A 23,774-nucleotide genomic window follows, 5' to 3' on the forward strand; every position below is an offset into this window, starting at 1 on the left:
CCCGTCTCCCCGTGCCCCCCCGCCCGCCCGGGGGTGGGTGCGCGGGGGTGGGGGTGGCCGGCCCGGCGCCCGCCCCCCCCCCCCCCCACGGCTCGACCCGGGCCAGCCGGTCCGCGACTCAGCCCGCGAACGCGGCGTCGATCGCGTAGGTGTCCTCGTACATGTGATAGGTCGTGATCTTGCCGTCCCTGACGGCGATGTGCAGGGCGAAGTGGTTGGTGAACGACCTTCCCGTGGCGAGGACCTCGAACTTGTTGTGTCCGAGCACGACCGCGTTCCCCCCGTCGACGACCGTCGTCGTGATCTCGTACTCCTGGGCCGGTCCGAGCACGCGTCCGAACGAGCCGAAGAAGTCCGGCAGTTCGGCCGGGGCGGAGCGCCGCCCGGACCAGGGGATGTTGGGGGTCCCGTCGACCACGAGGTCGAACGTGTCGGCGAAGAGGTCGACGAGTCCTGGTACGTCGCCGGCGCCGAACCGCGCGAAGAAGGATTCGACGACGGCGGCTGTGCTGCTACGTGTCGCGTTGCTCATGTGGGTGGAACTCCTCTGTGCGTGACGTGGTTGGTTGACGCCCTCGCGGGCGGGTGCGAGGGCGGGCCTCAGGCGATGACGGAAAGGACGATCTTTCCGGTGGTGCTGTTGGTCTCGCCGCGCTCGTGGGCGCGAGCCGCCTCCCGCAGCGGGAGAGTCGTGTCGACGACTGGCCGCAGCTGCCCGCGGGCGACCAGATCCGCGACCGCCTTCATGCCCGCATGGTCGGGCTCGACGAGGAGCCGGGTGGCGCGGACGCCGAGTTCCTCGGCGAGGTCGGCGGGGAAGTCCGGGGCTACGGGGAGGAGGGAGACGAGGATCCCGCCCCTGCGCAGGGTGCGCAGTGAGCGCGGGGTGTAGTCCCCGCCGATGGTGTCGAGCACGACATCGAAATCCCGGAGGACGACGCCGAAGTCGTCCGTCGTGTAGTCGATCAACTCGTCCGCGCCGAGTCCGCGAAGAAGGTCGTGCTTGCCGGCTCTCGCGGTGCCGGCGACCCATGCGCCCCGGGCCTTGGCGATCTGCACCGCCAGGTGCCCGACTCCGCCAGCGGCGGCATGGACGAGGACGCGCTGGCCCGGCCGGATGTCGGCGGTGTCGACGAGAGCCTGCCACGCGGTCAGGGACGCCAGGGGCAGCGCGGCGGCGGTCGTGTGGTCGATGTTCGCCGGTTTACGGCAGAAGTGCCGGGCGGGCGCGGTCACGAACTCCGCGTACGCGCCTGCCGGATGCGGGAAGCGCGGCATGCCGAACACCTCGTCGCCCGCCGCGAACAGGGTCACCCCGGGCCCTACCTCCTCGACCACCCCGGAGACGTCGAAGCCCAGGACGAACGGGGGGAGTGCGCCGGTGGCGAACTGCCCGCGAGCGCGGGTCTTCCAGTCGGTGGGGTTCACCCCCGCGGCGTGGACCCGGACGAGGATCTCGCCGAGTGCGGGGACCGGACGCGCCATCTCGATGATCTTCAGGACGTCGGGTGCCCCGGCCACGTCCTGGCTGACGGCGAGCATCCGGTACGGCGCTCGCACTGAGCTGGTTGTCACTGGACTCCTCACCTGTCGTGCCGGCCGCGTGAGGCGGCCGTGCCCGTCCAGCATCTCCGGAGGGGCGGTGCCGCTGCCGCGGCCAGATGGACAACATGTGTCAGGATCTGGCCATGCATCGCGTCGTTGTGCTCGCGCTTCCCGGCGTCGTCCCGTTCGAGCTGGCCATCCCCGCGCGCCTCTTCGGCGCCGCCCTCGGCTCCGGCGGCAATCCGCTGTACTCGGTGACCACCTGCTCGCTCGACGGCGGCCCTGTCGACACCTCGGCCGACTTCGCGATCGCCGTGGACCACGACCGCACCGCGCTGGCCCAGGCGGACACCGTGGTGATCCCGCCCTCCGCGAGCGGGCGGCAGTGGGGCGAGGAGAAGGCCCTTCCGGTGCCGCTGCGGGACGCGCTGGGGCTCGTCCGCCCCGACGCGCGGGTAATGGCGATCTGTACGGGTTCCTTCGTCCTGGCGGCGGCAGGCCTCCTCGACGGACGCCCGGTGACGACCCACTGGCGTGAGTCCGACCGCCTTCAGGGCCTGTATCCGGACCTCATGGTCAACGCCGACGTCCTCTTCATCGACGATGGCAGCGTGCTCACCTCGGCGGGCGTCTCGGCGGGGATCGACCTGTGCCTGCACATGATCCGCCGGGACCACGGCAGCGAGATCGCCAACGAGGCAGCGCGTTCCTGCGTGGTGCCACCCTGGCGCGACGGGGGCCAGGCCCAGTACATCCGGCGCCCGATGGTCGAGGCGGACTCGACGACGGCACAGGCCCGAGTGTGGGCGCTCGAACACCTCGATCGCCCGTTGACCCTGGCTGAGCTCGCCGCCCGGTCGAACATGAGCGTGCGGACGTTCAGCAGGCGGTTCCAGGACGAAGTGGGGGTGAGCCCGATGACGTGGCTCACCCAGCAGCGGGTCGAACGCGCCCGGGAGCTGCTGGAGAGCTCGGACCTCCCGGTCGACAGGATCGCCGAGCAGGCCGGGTTCGGCTCGGGTGGTTCGCTCCGGCAGCACCTGTTGGCCGCCACCGGGGTCTCGCCGCGTGCCTATCGGCGAACGTTCCGCCCCGCCTCGGCGGACCGATAGCGCCGGAGCCGCCTGCGTGCCGCCGTACGCAGCCGATGACGCGAGGCCGGCGGTGGATCAGCAGGGATGCCGGCGACCCCACCGCGCGACGGGGGTCACCGGTATGGTCTCGCCATGCTCGCCGATCCCGATCAGCTGTTGCCCCGTCCGGTGCTGTGCGTGCTCGGCGTCGGCTTGGACTTCGACACGGTGGGCAAGGTCGCGGCCGAGGCGGGAGCCGCGGCCGGCTTCACGCTCGACGACGAGTACTCCGAGCGGGAGCACGACCCGCGGATGTCCTACGCGTTCGAGGCGAGCCTGGCCGGCGCCAGCTTCACCGACGCCGACTGGGAGGCGGTAGCGGCGCACGACAGCGTCGCGTACGTGCTGTCCCGGCCCCTGCGGGCGGTCACGATGCCGCCGGAGCTGTTGCGGCCGACGCTGCTGGAGGTCTCGCGCGCGGCGCTGGCCGTGTCGGCCGCGCTCCTGCGCTCCGGTGCCACCGCTGTGAAGAACGAGAGCAACGGTGTCGCGCACGGCCGGGACCGGTGGCTCTCCCTGGCTGACGAGGCGGCGGCCGCCACGACGGACGCGGAGCTGGCCGGCGTGCTGTACCGCGCCTCGGTCAAGCGACCGATCCGCGCCGGCGAGTCGTCGTACAGCTGCGGCATGCATCTGCTCGGCGCGCCCGACGTGGAACTGCTGACCACCGACGGCGGGGTCGAGGACCGCGTCACCCTGCTGGACACGCTGGCGCTCTACCTCCTGACCGACGAGCGGGCGGCGGAGATGGCCGACGGCGAAGGGTTCCGCCTCAGCGCCGACTCCCCGCGTTGGCTGCTGGAGCACCGCCCGGACGACCGTCACGAGACCGACGACCTCTTCCACAACCCGTTCGGCTACTGGCGCCTGACACCCGCCTGAACGGAACACCCTCACCCCGCGCGGCGCGTTCCTTTGACGGTACTTCGCATTGCGTACTAGTGTGCATTGCGTGGACACCACGCAACTGCTGAAGGGCGTACTGGATCTCGCGGTCCTCGCCGTGCTCCGGGAGGAGGACGGCTACGGCTACGACATCCTGCGCCGGCTGCGCGAGGCCGGGTTGCAGGAGGTCGGCGACGCCTCGGTCTACGGCACGCTGCGCCGGCTCTACGCCGCCGGCCTGCTGACCACCTACGTCGTGCCGAGCGAGTCCGGCCCGCACCGCAAGTACTACTCCCTCAACGCCGCCGGCCGGGACCAGCTGACCCGCTCCGGCAAGCTCTGGCGCTCGTTCGCCACCACCATGGACGCACTGCTCGACGATCGGGGGATGGCGGCATGACCGTCACGGAGCAGGAAATCGCGGACTACGCCGGACGGGTCCGGGCCGCGCTGGCCGACCTGCCGCCGGCACACCGCGACGAGTTGACCGAGGACCTGCCGGAGCACCTCGCCGAGGTCGCCGCCGAGGCCGACGGCTCGCTGGTCGACCGGCTCGGCGAGCCCGAGGCGTACGCGGCCGAGCTGCGCGCCGCCGCCGGGGTCGGCGTCGCCGCCACCGGCGGGCGCCGCCTGGACCGGCGCCTCGGTCCCGCCGTGGACCGGTTGCGCGCGCGGGCGCACCGCTGGGACGTCCAACTCGGACCACCCCTCGGGTACGCCACGGCGAGCGAGTTCCTCCGGCTGCTCCGGCCGGCGTGGTGGGTGCTGCGCGGCTACCTGGCCGCCATGCTCGTCACGGTGGTCACGACCGGCGACACGTTCGGTGTGCTGCCCGAGCTCAACGGCAGCCTGCTGGCGGGCCTGGTGCTGCTCGCCGGCAGCGTGCTCGCCTCGATCTGGCTCGGCCACCACACGCCGGGCCTGACCCGGCCCAAGCGGCGGATGTTGCACGCCGGCACGGCGGTGCTGGTGATCTTCGGGCTGGTCGGCCTGGCGGACATGAACGGCAGGGTCGGCAGCGGCGACCTCGGCTACGAGCAGATCTCGATCGACGACCGGTACGACCACGTCCGGGACGTCTTCGTCTACGACCGGGAGGGCCGGCTGGTGGAGAACGCCCGGCTCTTCGACCAGAACGGCGACCCGATCCGCCTCGGCTACCCGGACTGCCTGGACGCGCGGGACCCGAACGGCCTCGGCAACCCGCTGCTGCGCTCCTACCCGTACTGCCCGCAGCAGGCGCCGTTCGCGCCCCGGGCGCCGGTGGGTTCCCTGCCGTCGACGGGCGTGCCACCGTTGCCGCCGCCCACCGCGTCGGAGGACCCGGCCGAGCCCACGCCCACCCCGAGCGGCGCCCCGACCACGGGATCCGCGCCGACGGCGACGCCGACCGGCACGCCGGCCCCGAGCCGGACGTGAAGCGGATCATGCCGTGAAGCTGGGAAATAGCTGAACGGATGAGTCCAGCGGGGCAACGGCTGTCGGTCCCGGTCGCTACGGTGTCGTCTGCTCACTCACCCCCCGGAAGGAAAACGCGTGTCAGAGCAGGTCGCACCGCCCCCCGCGCCGGACGCCACCCAGCCCCCGTCGGCCGTCCAGGCGCCGCCCCCGGCGGAGAAGTCCGGGTCCAAGAAGCTGCTCGGCATCGTGGGCGCGATCGTCGTGTTCCTGGTCGTCGCGGGTCTCAAGTTCGGCATCGGCTCGGCCATCGGCAACTTCTTCAACAAGGACGAGACCGCCGAGGCCAAGGTCGGCGACTGCATCGCCGAGCTGCCCGAGGTGACCGGCACCAAGGAGGAGGAGGTCGACGGCGCGAAGGTCGTCGAGTGCACCTCCACCGACGCGATCTACAACGTGGTCGGCCGCGTCGACGGGCAGACCCAGGCGCAGGCCCGCTCCGGCGAGGCGTGCGGGCAGTACATCAAGGAGGGGCAGGAGGGCTACGTCTACTACAGCATCGAGCCCGGCAAGACCGGCTACCTGCTCTGCCTGACGAAGAAGGCCTGATCGCCCGGCACCACGACACCGCCGACGGCGGCGCGGACATCGTCCGCGCCGCCGTCGGCGTCCGTGGGGACGGGGGGCGAACAGGAGGTGAATGCCACTGTTCCGGCGTCTTCCCCGGGGCGCTCACGGCGTGGCAGGCTACCGGCACGTAGCACCACTGTGCGACCAGCCGACGATGACTGACCGCTAGGAGGACGGCCGATGGGCGAGATGGTGAGCTACCGCGGCAACGGGGGGACGAGCGAGGGGTATCTCGCGATACCCTCCGGCGGTGCGACCAGCCCTGCGGTCATCGTCATCCAGGACTGGTGGGGCCTGGTGCCGCACGTCCGGGCGGTCGTGGACCGCTTCGCCGAGGCCGGCTTCGTCGCACTCGCCCCGGACTTCCGGCACGGCGGCCCGGCCAGCAAGCCGAGTGAGCCCCGGCAGATGTTGAACAGCTCGCAGATGGACGAGGCGGCGGCGGACATCGCCGGCGCGGCGGACTACCTGACCGGGCGGCCCGAGGTCACCGGCAAGGTGGGCTGCGCGGGCTTCTGCGCCGGCGCGAGCCTGGCCCTCTGGGCGGCGAGCCGTTCCGAGCGGATCGTCGCCACCGCCGCCTTCTACCCCCGGCTGCCCTGGGACGGGATGCGCTCCGAGTGGGCCGACTACGCGGGCAAGGCGGCGCTCATCCACTGCTCCGAAGAGGACGGCACCTCCGCCGCCGACGGCGTGCGGACCGTCCGTCGCGCCATCGAGACCGCCGGCGGCACCTGCCAGACCTACGACTACCCGGGCACCTCGCACGCCTTCTTCAACGAGGACCGGCCGGAGCACTTCGACCAGCGCGCCGCCGCCACCGCCTGGGCCCGCACCCTCGAACTCTTCCGGGCCAAGCTTGGCTGAGCCCCGTACGCCCGACGAGGTGGTCGCCCGCGCCGCGCGGGCGACCGACCTGGCCGACCTCGACGCGGAGGTCAGCGACTGCTTCGCCTGCCCTCGCCTCGTGCGGTGGCGGGAGGAGGTGGCCCGCACCCGCCGGGCGGCGTTCCGCGACCAGGAGTACTGGGGCCGCCCGGTGCCCGGTCTCGGCGTCCCCGACGCGCGCATCGCCATCCTCGGCCTGGCGCCCGCCGCGCACGGCGGCAACCGCACGGGCCGCATCTTCACCGGCGACCGCTCCGGTGACGTCCTGTTCGCCGCGCTGCACCGGGCCGGGTTGGCCAACCAGCCGACCAGCGTCGCCGCCGACGACGGGCTGACCCTGCGCGACCTGCGGATCTTCTCCGCCGTGCGCTGCGCGCCGCCGGACAACAAGCCCACCCCGGACGAGCGGGACACGTGCGCGCCGTGGCTGCACCGCGAGGTGACGCTGATCCGGCCCACCCTGCGCGTCGTGGTCGCGCTGGGCGCCTTCGCGTGGGCCGCGTGGTGGCCGGTGCTGCGCCAGGTGTACGGCCAGCGCCCGCCCAGCCCGCGACCGGCGTTCGGCCATGGGGCACACTGGTCCGGCACGGGCGCGCCGGAGCTGCTCGGCTGCTACCACGTCAGCCAGCAGAACACCTTCACCGGGCGGCTGACACCAGGGATGCTGGACGACGTGTTCGCCCGGGCCAAGGAACTGGCCGGGGTGGACTGAGGCGTGGGGGCGGTGGCGATGACGGACGCGACGCGTCGGCCCGTGCGACCCGCCCTGGTGGCCCGGAGGTAGCCCTCGATGGAACTCAGCGTCCTGCGCAGGTGGTGGCCGGTCGCGGCGGTGGTGCTCCTGCTGGCCGTCGCCGCGCTGTCGTCCGCCCACTCGTCGATCGGCGCCAGCCGGGTCCCGCCCGCCGCCGACAACATCCCCTACATCCCGGAGTATCCGACCGCCGAGCCGGTCCCCTCGATCCCCGTGGAGCCCCGGGACACCGCCGAGGCCACCGGGGCGCGGATCCCGCAGTGGGTCGTCACCGCCGTCGTCGTGCTGCTCGGGCTGGCTCTGCTCGCCGCGTTCGGCTACCTCACCTGGACGCTGGTCCGGGGCGCGATGCGGCGCACCACCCGGGCGCTGCCGGCCCGGCGGCCCCGGCGTACGCCCGAGGGCACCGCCCGCGAGGTGGCCGCCGCCCTCGACGCGGGCCTGGAGGTGCTGGACGACCGGGACACCGATCCCCGCACGGCGGTGATCGCCTGCTGGGTGCGCCTGGAGGAGGCCGCCGCCGGGGCGGGCGTGCCCCGGCTGGCCGGCGACACCCCCACCGACCTGGTCACCCGCCTGCTGCGGGGCGACCCGTCGGCGGGGGTCCCGGCCATCGCCAGCGCCGACGTGCTGGCCGAGTTCGCGCACGTCTACCGCGAGGCCCGGTACGCCACCCGGGAGGTCGACGAGCGCACCCGCGACCAGGCCCGGGCGGCGCTGCGCCGGCTGCGCGGCGAGTTGACCGCGGTGGTCGACGACGACGTCGAGGTGCCCGCGTGACCGGGACGGGTGCCCGCGTGACCGGGGCGTGGCCGACACCCGCCCGGCGTGGCGAGGTGGCGCGGTGAGCAGCACCAGCATCGACGACCTGCTCAGCTTCGAGGAGGAGCGGCCGGCGCCCGCCGAGCGGTCCCGGGGCGGACGGGCGGGTCAGGTGCTCCGCACCCTGGCCGGCGTCGCGGCCGTCGTGGTCGTGCTGGTCGCCGGCCTGCGCGTGGTCGGCCTCCGGGTCTCCCTGCCGGTCCTCGTGGCCGGGGTGGTCGCGCTGTTCCTGGTCCGCCGGGTCGTCGCCGCCCTCGCGCCCCCGCCCCCGCCCCGCTCCGGCGGCCGGGGTCCGGCCGCCGACGACGACGGCACCTGGAACTGGGGCGCCCGGGACGCGCTGCGCGCCGCGATCAACGGCTGGGAACGGCCGCTGGACTGGGCCGGCAGGGACCGGAAGCGGTTCGCCGAGCGGATCCTGCCCCGGATCGGCGAACTGGCCGACGAGCGGCTGCGCCAGCGCCACGGCCTGACCCGCGAATCCGACCCGGAGCGGGCGCGGGCCCTGCTCGGCGACCGGCTCTGGGCCTTCCTCAGCACCCCCTCCCGCCGCCCCCCGTCGCCGCGCGACCTCGCGGCGATCGTCGCCGAACTGGAGAAGATATGAACGACGTGGACCGCAGCATGCCCGCCGCCGAGGTCGGCCACCTCGCCCGGTCGGTGCTCGAGGCGGTCGGTCAGGTCGTGGTCGGCAAGCGGGACGCGCTGGAGCTGGTCCTCGCCGGGATCCTGGCCGGCGGGCACGTACTGCTGGAGGATTTGCCGGGCCTCGGCAAGACGCTGACCGCGCGGTCCTTCGCGCAGGCGCTCGGGCTTGACTTCCGCCGGCTCCAGTTCACCCCCGACCTGCTGCCGGCCGACGTGACGGGCTCGTTCCTGTACGACCAGCGCAGCGGCGACTTCGCGTTCCGGGCCGGGCCGGTCTTCACCAACCTGCTCCTCGCCGACGAGATCAACCGGACCCCGCCGAAGACCCAGTCGGCCCTGCTGGAGGCGATGCAGGAGAAGCAGGTCTCGGTGGAGGGCGTGACGTACAAGCTGGACGAGCCGTTCCACGTGCTGGCCACCGCCAACCCCATCGAGTACGAGGGCACCTATCCGCTGCCGGAGGCGCAGCTCGACCGGTTCCTGCTCCGCGTCTCCTTCGGCTATCCCGAGGCCGAGGAGGAGTGGGAGGTGCTGCGCCGGCGGATGGCCCGCCGCCGCGAGGAGGCGGACATCAAACCGGTGGTCGACGCGGAGACCCTGCGCGCCATGCAGGCCGCGCTGGAGGACGTGGTCGTGGAGGACTCCATCGGCCGCTACATCGTCGCGCTGACCGCCGCCACCCGCGAGCACCCGTCGGTGCTGGTGGGCGCCTCGCCGCGCGGCTCGCTGGCGCTGCTGCTGCTGTCCCGCGTCCGGGCCGTCATGGCCGGCCGCGACTACGTGGTGCCGGAGGACGTCAAGGAGGTCGCGGCGCCCGCCCTGGCGCACCGGATCACGCTGCGCCCGGAGATGTGGCTGCGCCGCGTCGACCCGTCCTTCGTGGTCGGCGAGGTGCTGGAGGCCACCCCGGCCCCCGCCAGCGGCGCGCTGCCCAGCTACGCCGCCGGCCCCGGGCACTGATGGTCGCGCCCGCCGTGTCGCCCCGGGGCGAGTCGCCGTCGCAGGGGCCGGAGCCCGCGGCCGGCTGGGCGCCCACCTGGGCGCTGGGCCGGGCGGTCCTGCTGACCGGGCTGTTGCTGATCGCCGGGGTGCTCCTCGGCCGGGTCGACCTGGTCGTGCTGGCCGCCCCGTTCGCGATCGGCACCGCGTACGCGCTGCGCCGCCGGCCGACCGCCCTGCCGCAGGTCTGGATCTCCGCCGACGAGGGCCACCTGGTCGAGGGCGGCGAGCTGACCGGCACGGTCACCGTCGGCAACCCCGACCTGCTCGACTACGACGTGGCGGTCATCCGCAGCCGGGTCTCGCCGTGGCTGCGCATCGAGCGGGCGACGATCGCCGGGGCGACCGCGGCGACCGCGGCGACCGCGGCGTCCGGGGCGGGTTCGGCGGCCGTCCCGTCCGTCGCCGAGCGGCCCTTCGTGACGGCCGTCCCGACGGCCGCGGCCGTGGACCTGGAGCTGACCGGCAGGGCGCTGCGCTGGGGCCGGCACCCCGTCGGCCCGGCGGGCGCACGCGTGGCCGCCGCGCAGGGGCTGCTGGTCTCCCGCGCCGTGATCGCCGAGCCGGCCCGGCTGCGGGTCTACCCGAAGACCGAGCCGTTCGACGCCGTCGAGGCGATGCCCCGGGCCGCCGGCCTGGTCGGCGCGCACCACTCGCGCCGGCCCGGCGAGGGCGGCGAGCTGGCCGGCGTACGGGTCTTCGCGCCGGGGGACCGGCTACGCCGCATCGACTGGCGGGTCTCGCTGCGCGCCCGGCAACTGCACGTGGCGGCCACCCTCTCCGACCGCGACGCCGAGGTGGTGGTGCTGCTCGACGTGCTCGCCGAGGCGGGCCGCTCGGGGGGCGTCTCCGGTGCCGCCTCCGTGCTGGACACCACCGTCCGGGCCGCCGCCGCCATCGCCGAGCACTACCTGCACCGCGGCGACCGGGTCTCGATGCTCGAGTACGGCCCGGCCGCGCGCCGGCTGCGCCCGGCCACCGGCCGCCGGCAGTACCTCACCGTCCTGGAGTGGCTGCTGGAGGTGCGGGCGGAGTCCTCCCCGCACGAGCCGTACGACCAGGTGTTCGGGCCGCAGCTGCTCTCGGCGGACGCGCTGGTGGTGGTGCTCACCCCGCTGCTCGACGAGCGGTCGGCGCAGATGCTCGCCCGGCTGGCCCGCTCCGGTCGGTTCGTGGTCGCGGTGGACACCCTGCCGGCGGACCTCGCCCCGCCGAAGGACCGGGGCTGGGCCGAGGTGGCGTACCGGCTGTGGCGGCTGGACCGGGACACGATGATCGGGCAGCTGCGGGAGCACGGCGTGCCGGTGGTGCGCTGGGCCGGCGCGGGCAGCCTCGACGAGGTGCTGCGGGACGTGGCCCGCCTGGCGACCGCCCCGAGGGTGGCCCGGTGAGCGCGAGGAATGTAGCGCAGCGGAGTCCCGCAGTCGCGAACGAAAGGCGGGCCCGGTGAGCGCGAGGAATGTAGCGCAGCGGAGTCCCGCAGTCGCGAACGAAAGGCGGGCCCGGTGAGCGCGCCGGTGGACGCCGTCACCGAGCGGGTCCGGGCGCTGCGCCACGCCGCCACCCGGATCAGCCTGACGCCGCTGCTGGTGCGCGCCGGCATCTTCCTCACCGTGCTGGTCGGCCTCGTGCTGGCGTACCCGTCGGAGGTGCTCCTCGGGCGGCCGCTGCTCGCCCTCCTGGCGGTGGCGGTGCTGCCGGCGGTCGGGCCGCGCCGGGTCTGGCCGACCTTCGCGGCGCTGGTCACGGTCGGCGGCTGGCTGGTCGCCACCGACGGTTACGGCCGGCCGATCGCCCTCTGGCGGCTGCTCGCCGTGGCGGCGGTACTCTACCTCACCCACACCCTCTGCGCGCTGGCCGCCGTGCTGCCGTACGACGCGGTGGTCGACCCGGACCTGATCGTGCGGTGGCTGGCCCGGGCGGGCGCGGTGCTGCTGGCCACCTTCGTGCTCGGTGTGCTGTTGGTCGAGGTCGGCGGGCTCGCCGGTGACGCCGGACACCAGGCGGCGACGGTGGTCGGGCTGGCGGTGGCGGTGGCGGTGGTGGCGTTGCTGGGGTGGCTGCTGCGCCGCAGGTGACAGCCCCTTCCGGGTGAAGTCGTGCAGGTCACAGGGGTTGTGCTCCGTCACAGAGAAGGGGCGCGAGCGGGATTAGCCGGGCCGCGCGGGGAAAGATAGATGACGTGAACCCGAAGCGGATCCTTGTGGTGGGTGCCGGGCACGTCGGTCTCTACGCGGCCCTGCGCCTGTCGAAGAAGCTCAGCTCCCGAGAGGCCGAGGTCGTCGTGGTGGACCCTCAGCCCCACATGACCTACCAGCCGTTCCTGCCCGAGGCGGCGGCCGGCAACATCTCGCCCCGGCACTCCGTGGTGCCGCTGCGGCGGGAGTTGCGGCGGTGCAAGGTGGTGGCGGGCACGGTCACCCGCATCGACCACGCCCGCAAGACCGCCGTGGTGCAGCCCATCAGCGGCCCCACCCGGGAGATCCCGTACGACCACGTCGTCGTCGCCCCGGGCTCGGTGTCCCGGACGCTGCCGATCCCCGGCCTGCACGAGCACGGCATCGGCTTCAAGACCATCGGCGAGGCCATCTACCTGCGCAACCACGTGCTGGACCGGCTCGACGTGGCCGCTGCCACGCCGGACCCGGCCGTCCGGCGCTCCGCGCTGACGTTCACCTTCGTCGGCGGCGGGTACGCCGGCATCGAGGCGCTCGCCGAGATGGAGGACATGGCCCGGGACGCGCTGAAGTACTACCCGGAGCTCAAGCCGGAGGACATGCGCTGGGTGCTGGTCGAGGCGACCCAGCGGGTGCTGCCCGAGGTCGACCGGGACATGGGCGCCTACACGGTGCAGCAGCTGCTCAAGCGGAACATGGACATCCGGCTGGACACCCGCCTGGAGTCCTGCCTCGACGGGGTCGTGAAGCTCTCCGACGGCGACAGCTTCCGCTCCGACACCATCGTCTGGACGGCCGGCGTGAAGCCGTCGCCGATGCTGGACGCGACGGACTTCCCCCGCGACGAGCGGCGGCGGGTCACCTGCCTGCCGACCCTCCAGGTGGTCGACGGCGACCGGGTGGTCGAGGGCGCCTGGAGCGCCGGTGACTGCGCGGCCGTGCCGGACCTGACCAAGGAGCCCGGCAACTACTGCTCGCCGAGCGCCCAGCACGCGGTCCGCCAGGCCGCCCGGATGGCCGACAACATCGTCAACGTCGTGCGCGGCCGGGAGCCGGTGGAGTACAAGCACAAGCACGCCGGCAGCGTCGCCAGCCTCGGCCTGCACAAGGGCGTGGCCCAGGTCTACGGGATCAAGATGACCGGCTGGCCGGCGTGGTTCATGCACCGGACGTACCACATGAGCCGGATCCCGTCGTTCAACCGCAAGGTCCGGGTCGTGGTCGACTGGACGCTGGCGTTCGTCCTCAAGCGTGAGGTGGTCGCCCTCGGTCAGCTGCACGATCCGCGCGAGGAGTTCGCCGAGGCGTCCCAGCCGCCGGTCGGCGCCGGCCGCGCCGCCTGACGGAGCACGCGAAGCCCTCTCCGCCTCCGGGTGGAGAGGGCTTTCGCATGTCCGGCCGTCGGCGCGCGGGGCTGCGGCTGCGCGACCCGGTGCGGGTCAGACGCGCCAGGTCCAGGCGTCGGCGATCCGGGTGGCGGGCCCGTAGAGCTGCTCCAGCGTGCCGCGCAGGCTGTCGGCGTGCGGCGTGTCGACGGCCAGCGCCACGCAGGAGGCGCCCCAGAACTTCGCGTCCTCCGCGGCCTGCCGGCGCTGTGGGTCGTCGACGACCGGTTGCCCGCCGCGCCTGGCGACCTCGGCGAGCAGCGCCGAGGTGGGCTGCGAGTACGTGCCCATCGCCGCCGTGCCGTTGCGGCCGTACGGGCCGATGAAGAAGCCCTCCGGCATGCCGAACGCCGCGTCGGCGGCGGTCGCCCAGCGCATCGGCCAGGGCTGCTTGGGCGTGGCGAGCGGGACCGGCACCAGCACCCCGCCCGGCTCGACGCACTGGCGCCAGTGCCCACCGGTGACGAACTCGGGCAGCGGCGGCCGCTCGGCGGTGGGCAGCGGCGTCGGCAGCAGCGGCAGCAGCGCCACGGCGACCCCGGCGGGCACCAGCCGGCGGGCCAGGCCGGTGCCGCGCAGCGCCCGGTCGACCGCCAGCACCAGCAGCGTGGCGACCAGCGGGAGCACCGCGAGGGCGAACCGCATCGGCAGCGCACCGTCCACCACGGGCAGCCCCGAGAGCAGGGCGTACGGGCCCGGCACGGCGGTGTGCTCGCCGTCGACGACCACCCGGGGGCCGAGCGACAGCGCCCCCGTCACCAGCGTCCCGACCACGCACGCGACGACCAGCGGGCGGCGGCCCAGCCAGAGCGCGCAGGCGGCGGCGACCAGCAGCAGGGGCAGCCCGAGGAAGGTGTTGTACTCGGCCGGCCCGGTGGTCAGCCGGGCGGCCCCGTCGCCGCCCGCGATCGACAGCGGCGAGACCGTCCACCAGCTGCGCAGGTCCGCCGAGAAGTAGTGCGGGCTGAACATCCCGTCCGCAACGCCCTGCGGGCCGGCGAACTGGAACCACAGCGGCCAGGCCAGCACGAGCAGGGCCAGCCCGGCGGCGAGCAGCATCCCGCCGGCGAAGCCGGGCAGGGCGCGGCGGGCCAGGTTCCGGTCCGCCACCGCGTAGGTGATTGCCATCACCAGCAGCGTGACCGCGCAGAGGAAGAGCACCTCCTCGCCGACGAAGACCTGCGCCGTGACCGCCGCCGCCAGGCCGACGGCCGAGCTGACCATCCGCCGGCGGTCCGGCCCGTCGGGGGTGCCCGCCGGGTCGGCGGCCCGCAGCAGGCGGACCACCAGCCAGACGATCACCGGAACCAGCCACTGCGCGGTCATGTGCAGGTGGCTGTTGGTCTGCGAGACCATTCCCGGGCCGAAGCCGCAGAGCGCCGCCCCGAGCGCGGCGGCGACCCGGCGGGCACGCAGCACCCGGGTGAAGAGCAGGTACCAGGCGATGGCGGTGCCGGCCAGGTTCGCCATGGCCAGCAGGGCGAAGGTGACCGGCGCGCCGAACAGCAGGGTCACCGGGGCGAGGAGCACCCCGAGCGCGATGACCGTGGTGTTGGTCATCAGGTTGACCCCGTCCGGCGCGTTGAGCCGCCGGGTGAGCAGGTCGAAGTCGCCGAGCAGCGCCCGGGAGTCGACGGCGAGGAACCACTCGTAGAGGGCCTGGTCCTCCGGGTTGAGCGCCAGCACCCGGGCGGCCGGGTCGGGCCAGAGCCCGTGGGTGAGCCAGCCGGCCAGCGCCACGAAGAGCAGCGCGACGGTGACGTCCGTCCGGCGGCGGCGGACGGCGGTCAGCAGGCGCGCCGGCCGGAGCCGGCGGGGCGGCCGGTCGGCGGCGAGGACAGCCTGGTCAGGAACGGCGTCGGGGGCCGTGGGGGCTGCGCTGCTCACGGTCTCGACCCTAGTGCGACCCGCCCGCCGGGGTACGCCGGGTCGCCGGCGACCCGCTACCGTGACACTGCACCGCGCGTGTCGACCCGCGCGGTGTCACCCGCCCGGGTGGTGGAACGGCAGACACGGCCGCCTTAAAAGCGGCTGCCGCAAGGCGTGCGGGTTCGACCCCCGCCCCGGGCACCCGCACTCTCAGCTTCCGCTCAGCTTGGCGATCTCCACGGGACTGCCCTGGGCGTTTACTCTTGGGGGTGCACGTTCACGTGCAACGACCCCCTGAGGGAGGCCTGACAGTGAAGACTTCGAACCCGGTGCTCGCCCGGCTCGGCCAGGCGGCCGAGCGGGAGCGCTCCGCCGGGTACGCCCCGACCGGGCCGTACGGACAGCCCGGTTATCCGCAGCAGTACCCGACGCAGGCCGGCTACCCGGCGGCCCCGCCGACCGTCAACACCATGTCGATCGACGACGTGGTGGTCAAGACCGTCACGCTCCTCGGCATCCTCGGCGTCTCCGCCGCGGCCGCCTGGGTGCTGGTGCCCGACGCCCTGCTCGGCGCGGCCTGGATCGGCGCGGCGGTGGTCGGCCTGGTCCTCGGCCTGATCATCTCGTTCTCCCGGATGGCGAACCCGGCGCTGGTCGTCGCGTACGCCGTCGTCGAGGGCGTCTTCGTCGGCATGGTCAGCAAGTTCTTCAACTCGCTCTACGACGGCATCGTGGTCCAGGCGGTGACCGCCACGTTCGGTGTCTTCTTCGTGATGGCCATGCTCTACAAGGCGAAGGTCATCCGGGCGACCCCGAAGTTCGTCAAGGGCATGATCGCCGTGATGGCCGGTCTCTTCGCCGTCATGCTGATCAACCTCGTGTTCGCGCTCTTCGGCGTGAACACCGGCCTGCGCGACGGCAGCCCGCTGGCGATCGGGTTCAGCCTGGTCTGCATCGTGGTCGCCTCGCTGAGCTTCGTGCTCAGCTTCAAGGAGGTCGAGGACGGCGTCCGGATGGGTCTGCCCCAGCGCTACTCCTGGGTGGCCGCCTTCGGCATCCTGGTCAGCCTGGTCTGGCTCTACATCGAGATCCTGCGCCTGCTGAGCTACTTCCAGGGCGACGACTGACCGTCGTCACCGTCCGACCGGCGCCCGCCCCCGCACCCGCGGGGGCGGGCGCCGTCGTCTCCCCTCCCGCCCTCCCGCCCCCGGTCCCGGTCCCGCCCCGGTCCCGGTCCCGCCCCCGGTCCCGCCCCCGGTCCCGGTCCCGGTCCCGCGCGATCATGCAGTTGTGGTGCCCCACAGAAGGGGCGAAACAGGCTGAGCCGCCCATCACAAGTCCATGATCGACGGGCGGGGTGGGGTGGGGTGGGTGGGTTCGTAGAATTGGAGTGGTGAGCGCAGGGGAGCTGGACCGGGCGGTGGCGCTGCTGGTCCGTCAGGTCGGGCACTGGCAGCAGCCGCGCTGGGCGGCCACGGCCGCCGGCGGCAACATGTCCCGCGCCGACCTGGTGCACCGGCTGGTGCAGGAGATCGCCAACCGGGCCGCCGACGCGGAGGGCGGGCCCCGGCGTACGGTGCCCCGGCTCGACAACGACCTGGCGCTGCCCGACCAGCTCCGGGTGGTGGCCGCCGACCTGGTCGCCGCCGCCCCGCCGCCCGAGGTGCTGGCGCGGGCCGCCGCCGAGGTGACGGCGACCCGCGACACGCTCTAGCCCCGGCCCCGGCCCCGGCCCCGGCCCCGGCCCCGGCCCCGGCCCCGGCCCCGGGCTCGGGTCGCCGAGTCGCCGCGCCCCGACCGGTCTGGTCTCAGCTCAGGCGCTCGACCACCATGGCCATGCCCTGACCGCCGCCCACGCACATGGTCTCCAGGCCGATCGTCTTGTCGTGCCAGTCCAGGGCGTTGAGCAGGGTGCCGGTGATCCGGGCGCCGGTCATGCCGAACGGGTGCCCGACGGCGATCGCGCCACCGGAGACGTTCAGCTTCTCCAGCGGGATGTCGAGCTGCCGGTACGAGGGGATCACCTGCGCGGCGAACGCCTCGTTGATCTCGACCAGGTCGACGTCGTCGATGGTCATCCCGGCCCGCTTGAGCGCCTGCCGGGTGGCCTCGACCGGGCCGAGGCCCATGATCTCCGGCGAGAGGGCGGTGACGCCGGTGGAGACGATCCGGGCCAGCGGCGTGATCCCGAGGTCCCTGGCCCGCTGGGCGCTCATGATCACCACGGCGGCGGCGCCGTCGTTGAGCGGGCAGCAGTTGCCGGCGGTGATGCGGCCGTCCGGACGGAACACGGGCTTCAGCCCGGAGACGCCCTCCAGGGTGACCCCGGCGCGCGGGCCGTCGTCGGTGCCGACCACCGTGCCGTCCGGCGTGGTCACCGGGGTGATCTCCCGGGCCCAGAAGCCGTCGGCGATCGCCTTCTCGGCGAGGTTCTGGCTGCGTACGCCGAACTCGTCCATGTCGGCGCGGCTCACGTCGTACACCTGGGCCAGGTTCTCGGCGGTCTGCCCCATGGTGAGGTAGATGTCCGGCAGCTCCCCGGCCTCGCGCGGGTCGGTCCAGACCGGGGCCCCGCCCTGGGCGCGGGCCTTGGAGCGCTCGGCCGCCGTGGCGAAGCGCGGGTTCTCCCAGCCGCCGCCGACCAGCGCCTGCGCCTCCTTCGGCAGCCCGTCGGAGTTGCCGCGCGCGTACCGGGAGACGGTCTCCACGCCGGCGGAGATGAAGACATCGCCCTCGCCGGCCCGGATCGCGTGCATGGCCATCCGGGTGGTCTGCAGCGAGGACGCGCAGTAGCGGGTGAGCGTCGCGCCGGGCAGGGTGTCCAGGCCCATCAGGGTGGCGACCACCCGGGCCATGTTGAAGCCCTGCTCGCCGCCGGGCAGGCCGCAGCCCAGGTAGAGGTCGTCGATCTCGGTCGGGTCGAGCTGGGGGACCTTGTCCAGAGCGGCCCGCACGATGGTCGCGGCGAGGTCGTCCGGGCGGACGTCGCGCAGGGACCCCTTGTGCGCCCGGCCGATGGGGGAGCGGGCGGTGGCGACGATGACGGCGTCGCGGGACGACTCAGTCGGCATGAACCAACGTTAACCCGTCGGTAACTTCGGGCGGAAGCCGCCGCCGGCCGGGAAATGTCACGCCCGCGCCGGTCCCCGACGAACCGCTCGCCGGCCCCGGGCGAGGGACGGCCGGCGGATCAGTGCCGGGAGGCGACCGCCGCGGCGGCGGCGACGGCCGGCAGCAGGGCGTGCGCCCAGACCCGGTAGCCGTCGGCGGAGGGGTGGTAGCCGTCGTGGCACAGCGTTCCGGCGTCGGCCCGGAACACCGGGCCGGTCTCGGTGGCCAGGTCGACCACCGTGCCGCCCGCGTCGAGCACCGCCGCCGTCTGGGCGCGGGCCATCCGCCGCCCCGACCAGCCGACCACGTGCCGCAGCGGCGGCGCGATCGCGCGTACGGCGCCCAGGTCGGGGCAGGTGCCGACCACGACCTCCACGCGGGACTCCCGGAGCCGGTGCACGGCCGCCCCGAGGTAGGCGGCGGCCTCCACCGGGCGACGCAGGGAGGTGGCGTCGTTGGCCCCGATCAGGATCACCGCCACGTCGGGACGCTCGCCGAGCAGCGCCCGGGCCACCTGGGTGGCCAGGTCGGTCGAGCGCGAGCCGGAGACACCGACGCTGGACAGGTGCACCCGGCGGCCGGTCGGGCCCTCGGCGAGCAGGTTGGCCAGCTGCCCGCCGATGGTCTCGTCGAGGCGGCCGACCCCGACGCCGAGGGCGGACGAGTCGCCGAGCAGCACCAGTCGCAGCGGCGGCGCGTCGGCGCGCCCGACCGTGGCGCGCAGCGCGAGCGCGAGCTCCGGTTGGGCGTACCGGCGGTTGCGGGCGGCGACGGCCTGACCGGCGAGGACGGCGGCGCCGCCGACCGTGCCGGCGAGGAGGCCGAGCGTCGCCGCCCGGCCCAGTCGGTTGGCGAGCCCCGAGGGGGTGAAGCGCTCGCTCATGCCAGTCCCTCCAGTGTTGGTGAGTCGGCGGCGGGGCCTGGCTGCGGCATCGCGCCGACACCGAAGAAGGCCCGTCGGCGCAGCTGCGCCCACCGGCCGGCGGGGCCGCGCTCGCGCCCCCGGACCCGGGTGCCGCTGACCTCGGTGCCCGCGTGGCGGGCCGCCTCCTGGGCGGCCTGCGGCAGCGACCGTACGCCCTCGCCCCGGATGAGGGTCGGCCGCCGGTCCTGCCCCGCGCCGAGCGCGGACAGCACGGTCGGGAGCAGCGCGGCCGCGGCCACCGCGTAGCCCTCCGCCGAGGGGTGGAACCGGTCCCAGGCGAACATCCGGGTCGGTTCGGCCGCGAACCGGGGCCCGAGCAGGTCGCCGAGGGAGACCGTCCAGCCGCCGGCCTCGACCACGGCCACCGTCTGGGCGGCGGCGAGCTGCCGGCTCCAGCGGCGCGCCAGCCAGCGCAGCGGCGGCTGGATGGGCTGGATCGCGCCCAGGTCGGGGCAGGTGCCGACGACCACCTCGCAGCCGGCGGCGCGCAGCGTGCGGACCGCCTCGACCAGGTAGCGCACCGCCAGGGCGGGCGGCGTGCGGTTGGTCACGTCGTTGCCGCCGATCAGGATCACCGCGACGTCGGGGCGGCACTCCAGCGCCGCCTCCACCTGGTGCCGCAGCACGGCCGAGATGGCGCCGACCACGGCGAAGCGGTGCAACCGGACGGGGCGTTGCAGGCGGCGGGACAGGCCGGTGGCGAGCAGGGCGCCGGGCGTCTCCCGGCGGCGGTGCACGCCGTAGCCGGCGGCCGACGAGTCGCCGAGCACGACGACGGTGACCGGCGGGCCGGGCAGCTTCGCGCCGTAGACGCCGTCGCAGCGCGGCGGCGGCGCCTCGGCCATCGGGATCGTGCGACGGGCCTGCCGGGCCTGCCCGAGGAGCACCCCGCCGGTCGCCACCGCGGCCGCGGCGGTGGCGCCCGTGCCGATCGCCGCGAGGCGGGCGAGCTGCCGGGCGCGCTGCCAGCGCGGACCGACCGGGACGACGGAATCAGCGACCCCCATACAGCGACATTATCGCGCCGGCACGACACGCCGCTGTCGTCGTGTCGGCTCGTGGGTGCCTGGAAGGCGACGGTCCTGGGTACCTGTACGGGTGACCGGGGGACGGTTGCGCCGGCACGTCACCCTGGCACGTGGAGAGGGGCCGAACATGGGGAAGACATTGAAGCGCAGCGCGGCGTTCAGCGCGCTGGCCCGGGCGCTCGCGGCCGGATCGCGGGGCGGGCCGACGCTCGGGGCGCGGCTGGGCGCGCTGCCCCGGATGATCCGGGCGACCGCCCGGGGGGAGTACGACGGCGGCCTGCGGCTGGCCCTGATGACCGCGGCGACGGCGTACATCGTCTCGCCGGTCGACCTGCTTCCGGAGATCCCGCTGGCGATCTTCGGGCTGGCCGACGACGCGGTCATGGTGACCTGGCTGGCCGGCAGCGTGCTGGCGGAGACCGAGCGGTTCCTGGAGTGGGAGGCCCGGCGCAGCTCGGTGATCCCCGGGCACGTGGCGTCCTGAACCCACGTACCCTGGGGCGTCGAGAACACGTCTGCCCGGCCGCCGCCGGCGGCGCCGGAGGAGAAGGGCACAACGAGGTGCGGTACTACGACAACGTCGTCGAGCTGATCGGCAACACCCCGCTGGTACGGCTGCGCAACGTCACGGCCGGGATCCAGGCCACCGTGCTGGCGAAGGTGGAGTACCTCAACCCGGGCGGTTCGGTGAAGGACCGGATCGCCCTGCGGATGGTGGAGGACGCGGAGAAGGCGGGCCTGCTCCAGCCGGGCGGCACGATCGTCGAGCCGACCAGCGGCAACACCGGCGTCGGCCTGGCGCTGGTGGCGCAGCTGCGGGGCTACAAGTGCGTCTTCGTCTGCCCCGACAAGGTCAGCCAGGACAAGCAGGACGTGCTGCGCGCGTACGGCGCGGAGGTGGTGGTCTGCCCGACCGCCGTGGCCCCGGAGGACCCGCGTTCCTACTACAACGTGTCCGACCGGCTGGCGCGGGAGATCCCCGGCGCCTGGAAGCCCAACCAGTACAGCAACCCGGCCAACCCGCGCTCGCACTACGAGACCACCGGCCCCGAGCTGTGGGAGCAGACCGGGGGCGAGATCACCCACTTCGTGGCGGGCGTCGGCACCGGCGGCACCATCTCCGGCATCGGGCGCTACCTGAAGGAGGCCTCGGAGGGCCGGGTCAGGGTCGTCGGCGCCGACCCGGAGGGCTCCGTCTACTCCGGCGGCACCGGCCGGCCCTACCTGGTCGAGGGCGTCGGCGAGGACTTCTGGCCGGAGACGTACGACCGGGGCGTCGCCGACGAGATCATCGAGGTCTCCGACAAGGCGTCCTTCGAGATGACCCGGCGGCTGGCGCGCGAGGAGGGGCTGCTGGTCGGCGGCTCCTGCGGGATGGCCGTGGTGGCCGCCCTGGAGGTGGCCCGCAAGGCCGGCCCGGACGACGTGGTCGTGGTGCTGCTGCCGGACAGCGGCAAGGGCTACCTGTCCAAGATCTTCAACGACACCTGGATGGCCCGGTACGGCTTCCTGGATAATTCGGGCACGGAGCCGACGGTCGCCGACGCGCTCGCCGGCAAGCCGGGCGGCCTGCCCGAGCTGGTGCACGTGCACCCGACCGAGACGGTCCGCGACGCGATCGACTACATGCGCGAGTACGGCGTCTCGCAGCTGCCGGTTCTCAAGGCCGAGCCTCCGGTGGTCACCGGCGAGGTGGCCGGCTCGATCGCCGAGAAGGACCTGCTCGACGCGCTCTTCACCGGCCAGGCGCACCTGCACGACACCATCGAGCGGCACATGGCCGCGCCGCTGCCGATGATCGGCGGCGGGCAGCCGGTGAGCGAGGCGGTCGGCCTGCTGGAGAAGTCCGACGCCGCCCTGGTGCTGGTCGACGGCAAGCCGAAGGGCGTCCTCACCCGGCAGGACCTGCTGGCCCACCTCGGCGCGCGCTGACCCGCACGACGTCCGCGCGAGGGCCCTTCCCGACCGGGGGAGGGCCCTCGCCGTACCCGCGCGGGGCGGCAGGCACGGCGGCGGTCAGAGCCGTCGGGCGTAGCGGAGCTGGGGGGTGAGCGCCGGGCCGACGTGGTTGTCGCGTTCGACGCCGGTGGGGGCCCAGCCGCCGCGCTCGTAGAAGCGGCGGGCGTGCGCGTTGTCCCGCAGCACCCAGAGCACCGCACGGGACCAGCCGCGGCCCCGCATGGCGTCCAGCGCGTCGACCATCAGCCGGCGGCCGGTGCCCCGGCCGCGCTCGGCCGGGTCGAGGTGGATCGCGTTGAGCAGGCCGGTCGCCGGGTCGCCTTCGTCGTCGGGGCCGAGGTAGCTGAAGCCGACCAGCCGGCCGTCGCGCTCGACCACGGTCATCCGGTGCTCGTCGCGCTCCCACGTCCACCGCTCGGTCCAGTAGGCGCCCATCGCCTCGGGGGTCGGGTCGACCAGCGCCTGCGCCGGCAGGAAGGCCGAGTAGGCGGCGACCCGGGACCGCTGGTGCAGCGCGCCCACCGCCGTCAGGTCGTCGACGGTGGCGGGGCGCAGGGTGACCGTCACCCGGCCGAGGCTACCCGCCGGGGCGGGACCTGCACGGTCGTCAGGTCCTCGGCGATCACCAGGTCACCGTCGAAGTGCGCGCGGGCCTCGTCGGCGAAGCGGCTCGGGTCGGCGTACCGCTGGGAGAAGTGGGTGAGCACGAGCCGGCGTACGCCCGACTCGGCCGCCACCCGCGCGGCCTGGCCGGCCGTGAGGTGGCCGACCTCGGCGGCCAGCGCGGCCTCCGAGTCGAGGAACGTCGACTCGATGACCAGCAGGTCGGCGTGCTCGGCGAGGGCGTACACCCCGTCGCAGAGGCCGGTGTCCATGACGAAGGCGAAGCGCTGCCCGGGCCGGGGCACGCTCACCTCCTCGCGGGTGACGCGGCGCCCGTCCAGGTCGAGGTGGCCGACGCGGATCAGCTCCCCGACCGCCGGCCCGGCGATGTCGTACGCGGCCAGCTTCTCCGGCAGCATCCGGCAGCCGTCCGGCTCGACGAGCCGGTAGCCGTACGTCTCGACGGGGTGCCGCAGCCGGCGGGCCTCCAGCGTGCCGACGCCCAGCGCGATCCGCTGCCCGTCGGCGTCGATCGGCTCGACGCGCAGCTCGGCGGTCTCGTGGAAGCTGGAGGCGTGCCGCAGGCGGGCGAAGTACTCCGCGCCGCCCGCCGGGAAGTGCACCGCCACCGGGTGCGGCACCCGGTCCAGCGAGAGCCGCTGGATGGTGCCGGGTAGGCCGAGGCAGTGGTCGCCGTGGAAGTGGGTGACGCAGATCCGGGTCAGGTCCGTGGCGGTGACCGTGGTGTGCAGGAGCTGCCGCTGGCTGCCCTCGCCCGGGTCGAAGAGGATCACCTCGTCGTCCCAGCGCAGCACGTACCCGTTGTGGTTGCGCTGCCGGGTGGGGGCCTGGCTGGCCGTCCCGAGCACCACCAGCTCGCGCATCGACACGGTGACCTCCGGCTGCGTCGGCCACCCGGCCGCGGAAAGGGTCGACCCCCGGGGCTTCCGCGCTCGCGCGCGGGCCGGCTGGACTGGGCCGGCACCCCGGGGGTCGGGTGGCTGTCGTGGTTTCG

Annotated in this window: 23 protein-coding genes, 1 tRNA gene and 2 pseudogenes; 18 read left to right on the forward strand and 8 right to left on the reverse strand. The window is 74.3% G+C overall.

The genetic code is table 11. From position 1 onward, the window contains the following. Positions 1–118 precede the first annotated feature (118 nt). Together AB0G08_RS09665 and AB0G08_RS09670 are read right to left on the reverse strand one after the other, a co-directional pair. On the reverse strand, positions 119–532 hold the full coding sequence (locus tag AB0G08_RS09665) for a nuclear transport factor 2 family protein (protein ID WP_358085623.1): 414 nt from the start codon (positions 530–532) through the stop codon (positions 119–121). Between the two features lie 68 nt (positions 533–600). Beyond that, positions 601–1,575 carry an NADP-dependent oxidoreductase gene (locus AB0G08_RS09670; protein ID WP_358085626.1) on the reverse strand — a complete coding sequence of 325 codons (975 nt, stop codon included), beginning with the start codon at positions 1,573–1,575 and terminating at the stop codon, positions 601–603. 113 nt (positions 1,576–1,688) lie between these two features. On the opposite strand from AB0G08_RS09670, the gene AB0G08_RS09675 reads away from it, so the two are divergent. The 13 genes and pseudogenes from AB0G08_RS09675 (at position 1,689) to AB0G08_RS09735 (ending at position 13,222) form a co-directional block, all read left to right on the forward strand. Further along, positions 1,689–2,657 carry a helix-turn-helix domain-containing protein gene (locus AB0G08_RS09675; protein ID WP_358085629.1) on the forward strand — a complete coding sequence of 323 codons (969 nt, stop codon included), beginning with the start codon at positions 1,689–1,691 and terminating at the stop codon, positions 2,655–2,657. Positions 2,658–2,771: 114 nt separating this feature from the next. Further along, on the forward strand, positions 2,772–3,560 hold the full coding sequence (locus tag AB0G08_RS09680) for a hypothetical protein (RefSeq protein WP_358085632.1): 789 nt from the start codon (positions 2,772–2,774) through the stop codon (positions 3,558–3,560). Positions 3,561–3,630: 70 nt separating this feature from the next. Continuing rightward, a complete protein-coding gene (locus AB0G08_RS09685; RefSeq protein ID WP_357867987.1) occupies positions 3,631–3,963 on the forward strand; it encodes a PadR family transcriptional regulator in 333 nt (110 codons plus the stop codon). Beyond that, positions 3,960–4,982 carry a hypothetical protein gene (locus AB0G08_RS09690; protein WP_358085635.1) on the forward strand — a complete coding sequence of 341 codons (1,023 nt, stop codon included), beginning with the start codon at positions 3,960–3,962 and terminating at the stop codon, positions 4,980–4,982. The genes AB0G08_RS09685 and AB0G08_RS09690 overlap by 4 nt, the downstream gene beginning before the upstream one ends. Before the next feature lie 198 nt (positions 4,983–5,180). Continuing rightward, positions 5,181–5,570 (forward strand): annotated as a pseudogene (locus tag AB0G08_RS09695) (hypothetical protein); the annotation flags it as partial. A gap of 201 nt (positions 5,571–5,771) precedes the next feature. Continuing rightward, positions 5,772–6,458: a dienelactone hydrolase family protein gene (locus AB0G08_RS09700; RefSeq protein WP_358085638.1), complete on the forward strand. Its 687-nt coding sequence runs from the start codon at positions 5,772–5,774 to the stop codon at positions 6,456–6,458. A gap of 19 nt (positions 6,459–6,477) precedes the next feature. After that, positions 6,478–7,191 carry a uracil-DNA glycosylase gene (locus AB0G08_RS09705; RefSeq protein ID WP_358085929.1) on the forward strand — a complete coding sequence of 238 codons (714 nt, stop codon included), beginning with the start codon at positions 6,478–6,480 and terminating at the stop codon, positions 7,189–7,191. A 78-nt stretch (positions 7,192–7,269) separates the two neighbouring features. Then, a complete protein-coding gene (locus AB0G08_RS09710) occupies positions 7,270–8,013 on the forward strand; it encodes a DUF4129 domain-containing protein (RefSeq protein WP_358085641.1) in 744 nt (247 codons plus the stop codon). A gap of 64 nt (positions 8,014–8,077) precedes the next feature. After that, positions 8,078–8,662 (forward strand): hypothetical protein, encoded by a 585-nt coding sequence (locus AB0G08_RS09715; protein ID WP_358085644.1) that lies wholly within the window; start codon positions 8,078–8,080, stop codon positions 8,660–8,662. Continuing rightward, positions 8,659–9,663 carry a MoxR family ATPase gene (locus tag AB0G08_RS09720; protein ID WP_357867969.1) on the forward strand — a complete coding sequence of 335 codons (1,005 nt, stop codon included), beginning with the start codon at positions 8,659–8,661 and terminating at the stop codon, positions 9,661–9,663. The genes AB0G08_RS09715 and AB0G08_RS09720 overlap by 4 nt, the downstream gene beginning before the upstream one ends. After that, positions 9,663–11,093: a DUF58 domain-containing protein gene (locus tag AB0G08_RS09725; protein ID WP_358085648.1), complete on the forward strand. Its 1,431-nt coding sequence runs from the start codon at positions 9,663–9,665 to the stop codon at positions 11,091–11,093. The genes AB0G08_RS09720 and AB0G08_RS09725 overlap by 1 nt, the downstream gene beginning before the upstream one ends. A 126-nt stretch (positions 11,094–11,219) precedes the next feature. Then, positions 11,220–11,780, forward strand: coding sequence for a hypothetical protein (locus AB0G08_RS09730; RefSeq protein WP_358085931.1), 561 nt, complete (start codon positions 11,220–11,222; stop codon positions 11,778–11,780). Positions 11,781–11,884: 104 nt separating this feature from the next. Beyond that, complete coding sequence (locus tag AB0G08_RS09735; RefSeq protein WP_358085651.1) at positions 11,885–13,222, forward strand: NAD(P)/FAD-dependent oxidoreductase; 1,338 nt, start codon at positions 11,885–11,887, stop codon at positions 13,220–13,222. 96 nt (positions 13,223–13,318) lie between these two features. On the opposite strand, the gene AB0G08_RS09740 is transcribed toward AB0G08_RS09735, so the two are convergent. After that, positions 13,319–15,151 (reverse strand): hypothetical protein, encoded by a 1,833-nt coding sequence (locus tag AB0G08_RS09740; protein ID WP_358085654.1) that lies wholly within the window; start codon positions 15,149–15,151, stop codon positions 13,319–13,321. A 102-nt stretch (positions 15,152–15,253) separates the two neighbouring features. On the opposite strand from AB0G08_RS09740, the gene AB0G08_RS09745 reads away from it, so the two are divergent. The 3 genes from AB0G08_RS09745 (at position 15,254) to AB0G08_RS09755 (ending at position 16,847) form a co-directional block, all read left to right on the forward strand. Further along, positions 15,254–15,334, forward strand: a tRNA-Leu gene (locus AB0G08_RS09745). Positions 15,335–15,444: 110 nt separating this feature from the next. Further along, positions 15,445–16,260 carry a Bax inhibitor-1/YccA family protein gene (locus AB0G08_RS09750; protein WP_357867955.1) on the forward strand — a complete coding sequence of 272 codons (816 nt, stop codon included), beginning with the start codon at positions 15,445–15,447 and terminating at the stop codon, positions 16,258–16,260. Positions 16,261–16,523: 263 nt separating this feature from the next. Further along, positions 16,524–16,847, forward strand: coding sequence for a hypothetical protein (locus AB0G08_RS09755; RefSeq protein WP_358085656.1), 324 nt, complete (start codon positions 16,524–16,526; stop codon positions 16,845–16,847). A 94-nt stretch (positions 16,848–16,941) separates the two neighbouring features. On the opposite strand, the gene AB0G08_RS09760 is transcribed toward AB0G08_RS09755, so the two are convergent. From AB0G08_RS09760 to AB0G08_RS09770, 3 genes and pseudogenes are all read right to left on the reverse strand, one after another. Further along, entirely contained in the window at positions 16,942–18,204 is a 1,263-nt protein-coding gene (locus tag AB0G08_RS09760; protein ID WP_358085659.1) for an acetyl-CoA C-acetyltransferase, read from the reverse strand. Positions 18,205–18,323: 119 nt separating this feature from the next. Further along, complete coding sequence (locus AB0G08_RS09765) at positions 18,324–19,127, reverse strand: SGNH/GDSL hydrolase family protein (protein ID WP_358085932.1); 804 nt, start codon at positions 19,125–19,127, stop codon at positions 18,324–18,326. Then, positions 19,116–20,176 (reverse strand): annotated as a pseudogene (locus AB0G08_RS09770) (SGNH/GDSL hydrolase family protein); the annotation flags it as partial. The pseudogene AB0G08_RS09770 and the gene AB0G08_RS09765, both read right to left, overlap by 12 nt. A 148-nt stretch (positions 20,177–20,324) precedes the next feature. On the opposite strand from AB0G08_RS09770, the gene AB0G08_RS09775 reads away from it, so the two are divergent. Together AB0G08_RS09775 and AB0G08_RS09780 are read left to right on the forward strand one after the other, a co-directional pair. Beyond that, on the forward strand, positions 20,325–20,681 hold the full coding sequence (locus AB0G08_RS09775) for a YkvA family protein (RefSeq protein WP_357867939.1): 357 nt from the start codon (positions 20,325–20,327) through the stop codon (positions 20,679–20,681). Between the two features lie 77 nt (positions 20,682–20,758). Beyond that, positions 20,759–22,129: a cystathionine beta-synthase gene (locus AB0G08_RS09780; RefSeq protein ID WP_357867936.1), complete on the forward strand. Its 1,371-nt coding sequence runs from the start codon at positions 20,759–20,761 to the stop codon at positions 22,127–22,129. Between the two features lie 84 nt (positions 22,130–22,213). Here AB0G08_RS09780 and AB0G08_RS09785 read toward each other — a convergent pair whose 3' ends face one another. Both AB0G08_RS09785 and AB0G08_RS09790 read right to left on the reverse strand, forming a co-directional pair. Next, positions 22,214–22,723 carry a GNAT family N-acetyltransferase gene (locus AB0G08_RS09785; RefSeq protein ID WP_358085661.1) on the reverse strand — a complete coding sequence of 170 codons (510 nt, stop codon included), beginning with the start codon at positions 22,721–22,723 and terminating at the stop codon, positions 22,214–22,216. Further along, positions 22,720–23,649, reverse strand: a complete 930-nt coding sequence (locus tag AB0G08_RS09790; RefSeq protein ID WP_358085664.1) for a ribonuclease Z — start codon at positions 23,647–23,649, stop codon at positions 22,720–22,722. Before AB0G08_RS09790 ends, AB0G08_RS09785 begins: the two co-directional genes overlap by 4 nt. Positions 23,650–23,774: the final 125 nt, after the last annotated feature.

It is taken from the genome of Micromonospora sp. NPDC023644 (genome assembly GCF_040640115.1).
Classification (GTDB): domain Bacteria; phylum Actinomycetota; class Actinomycetes; order Mycobacteriales; family Micromonosporaceae; genus Micromonospora.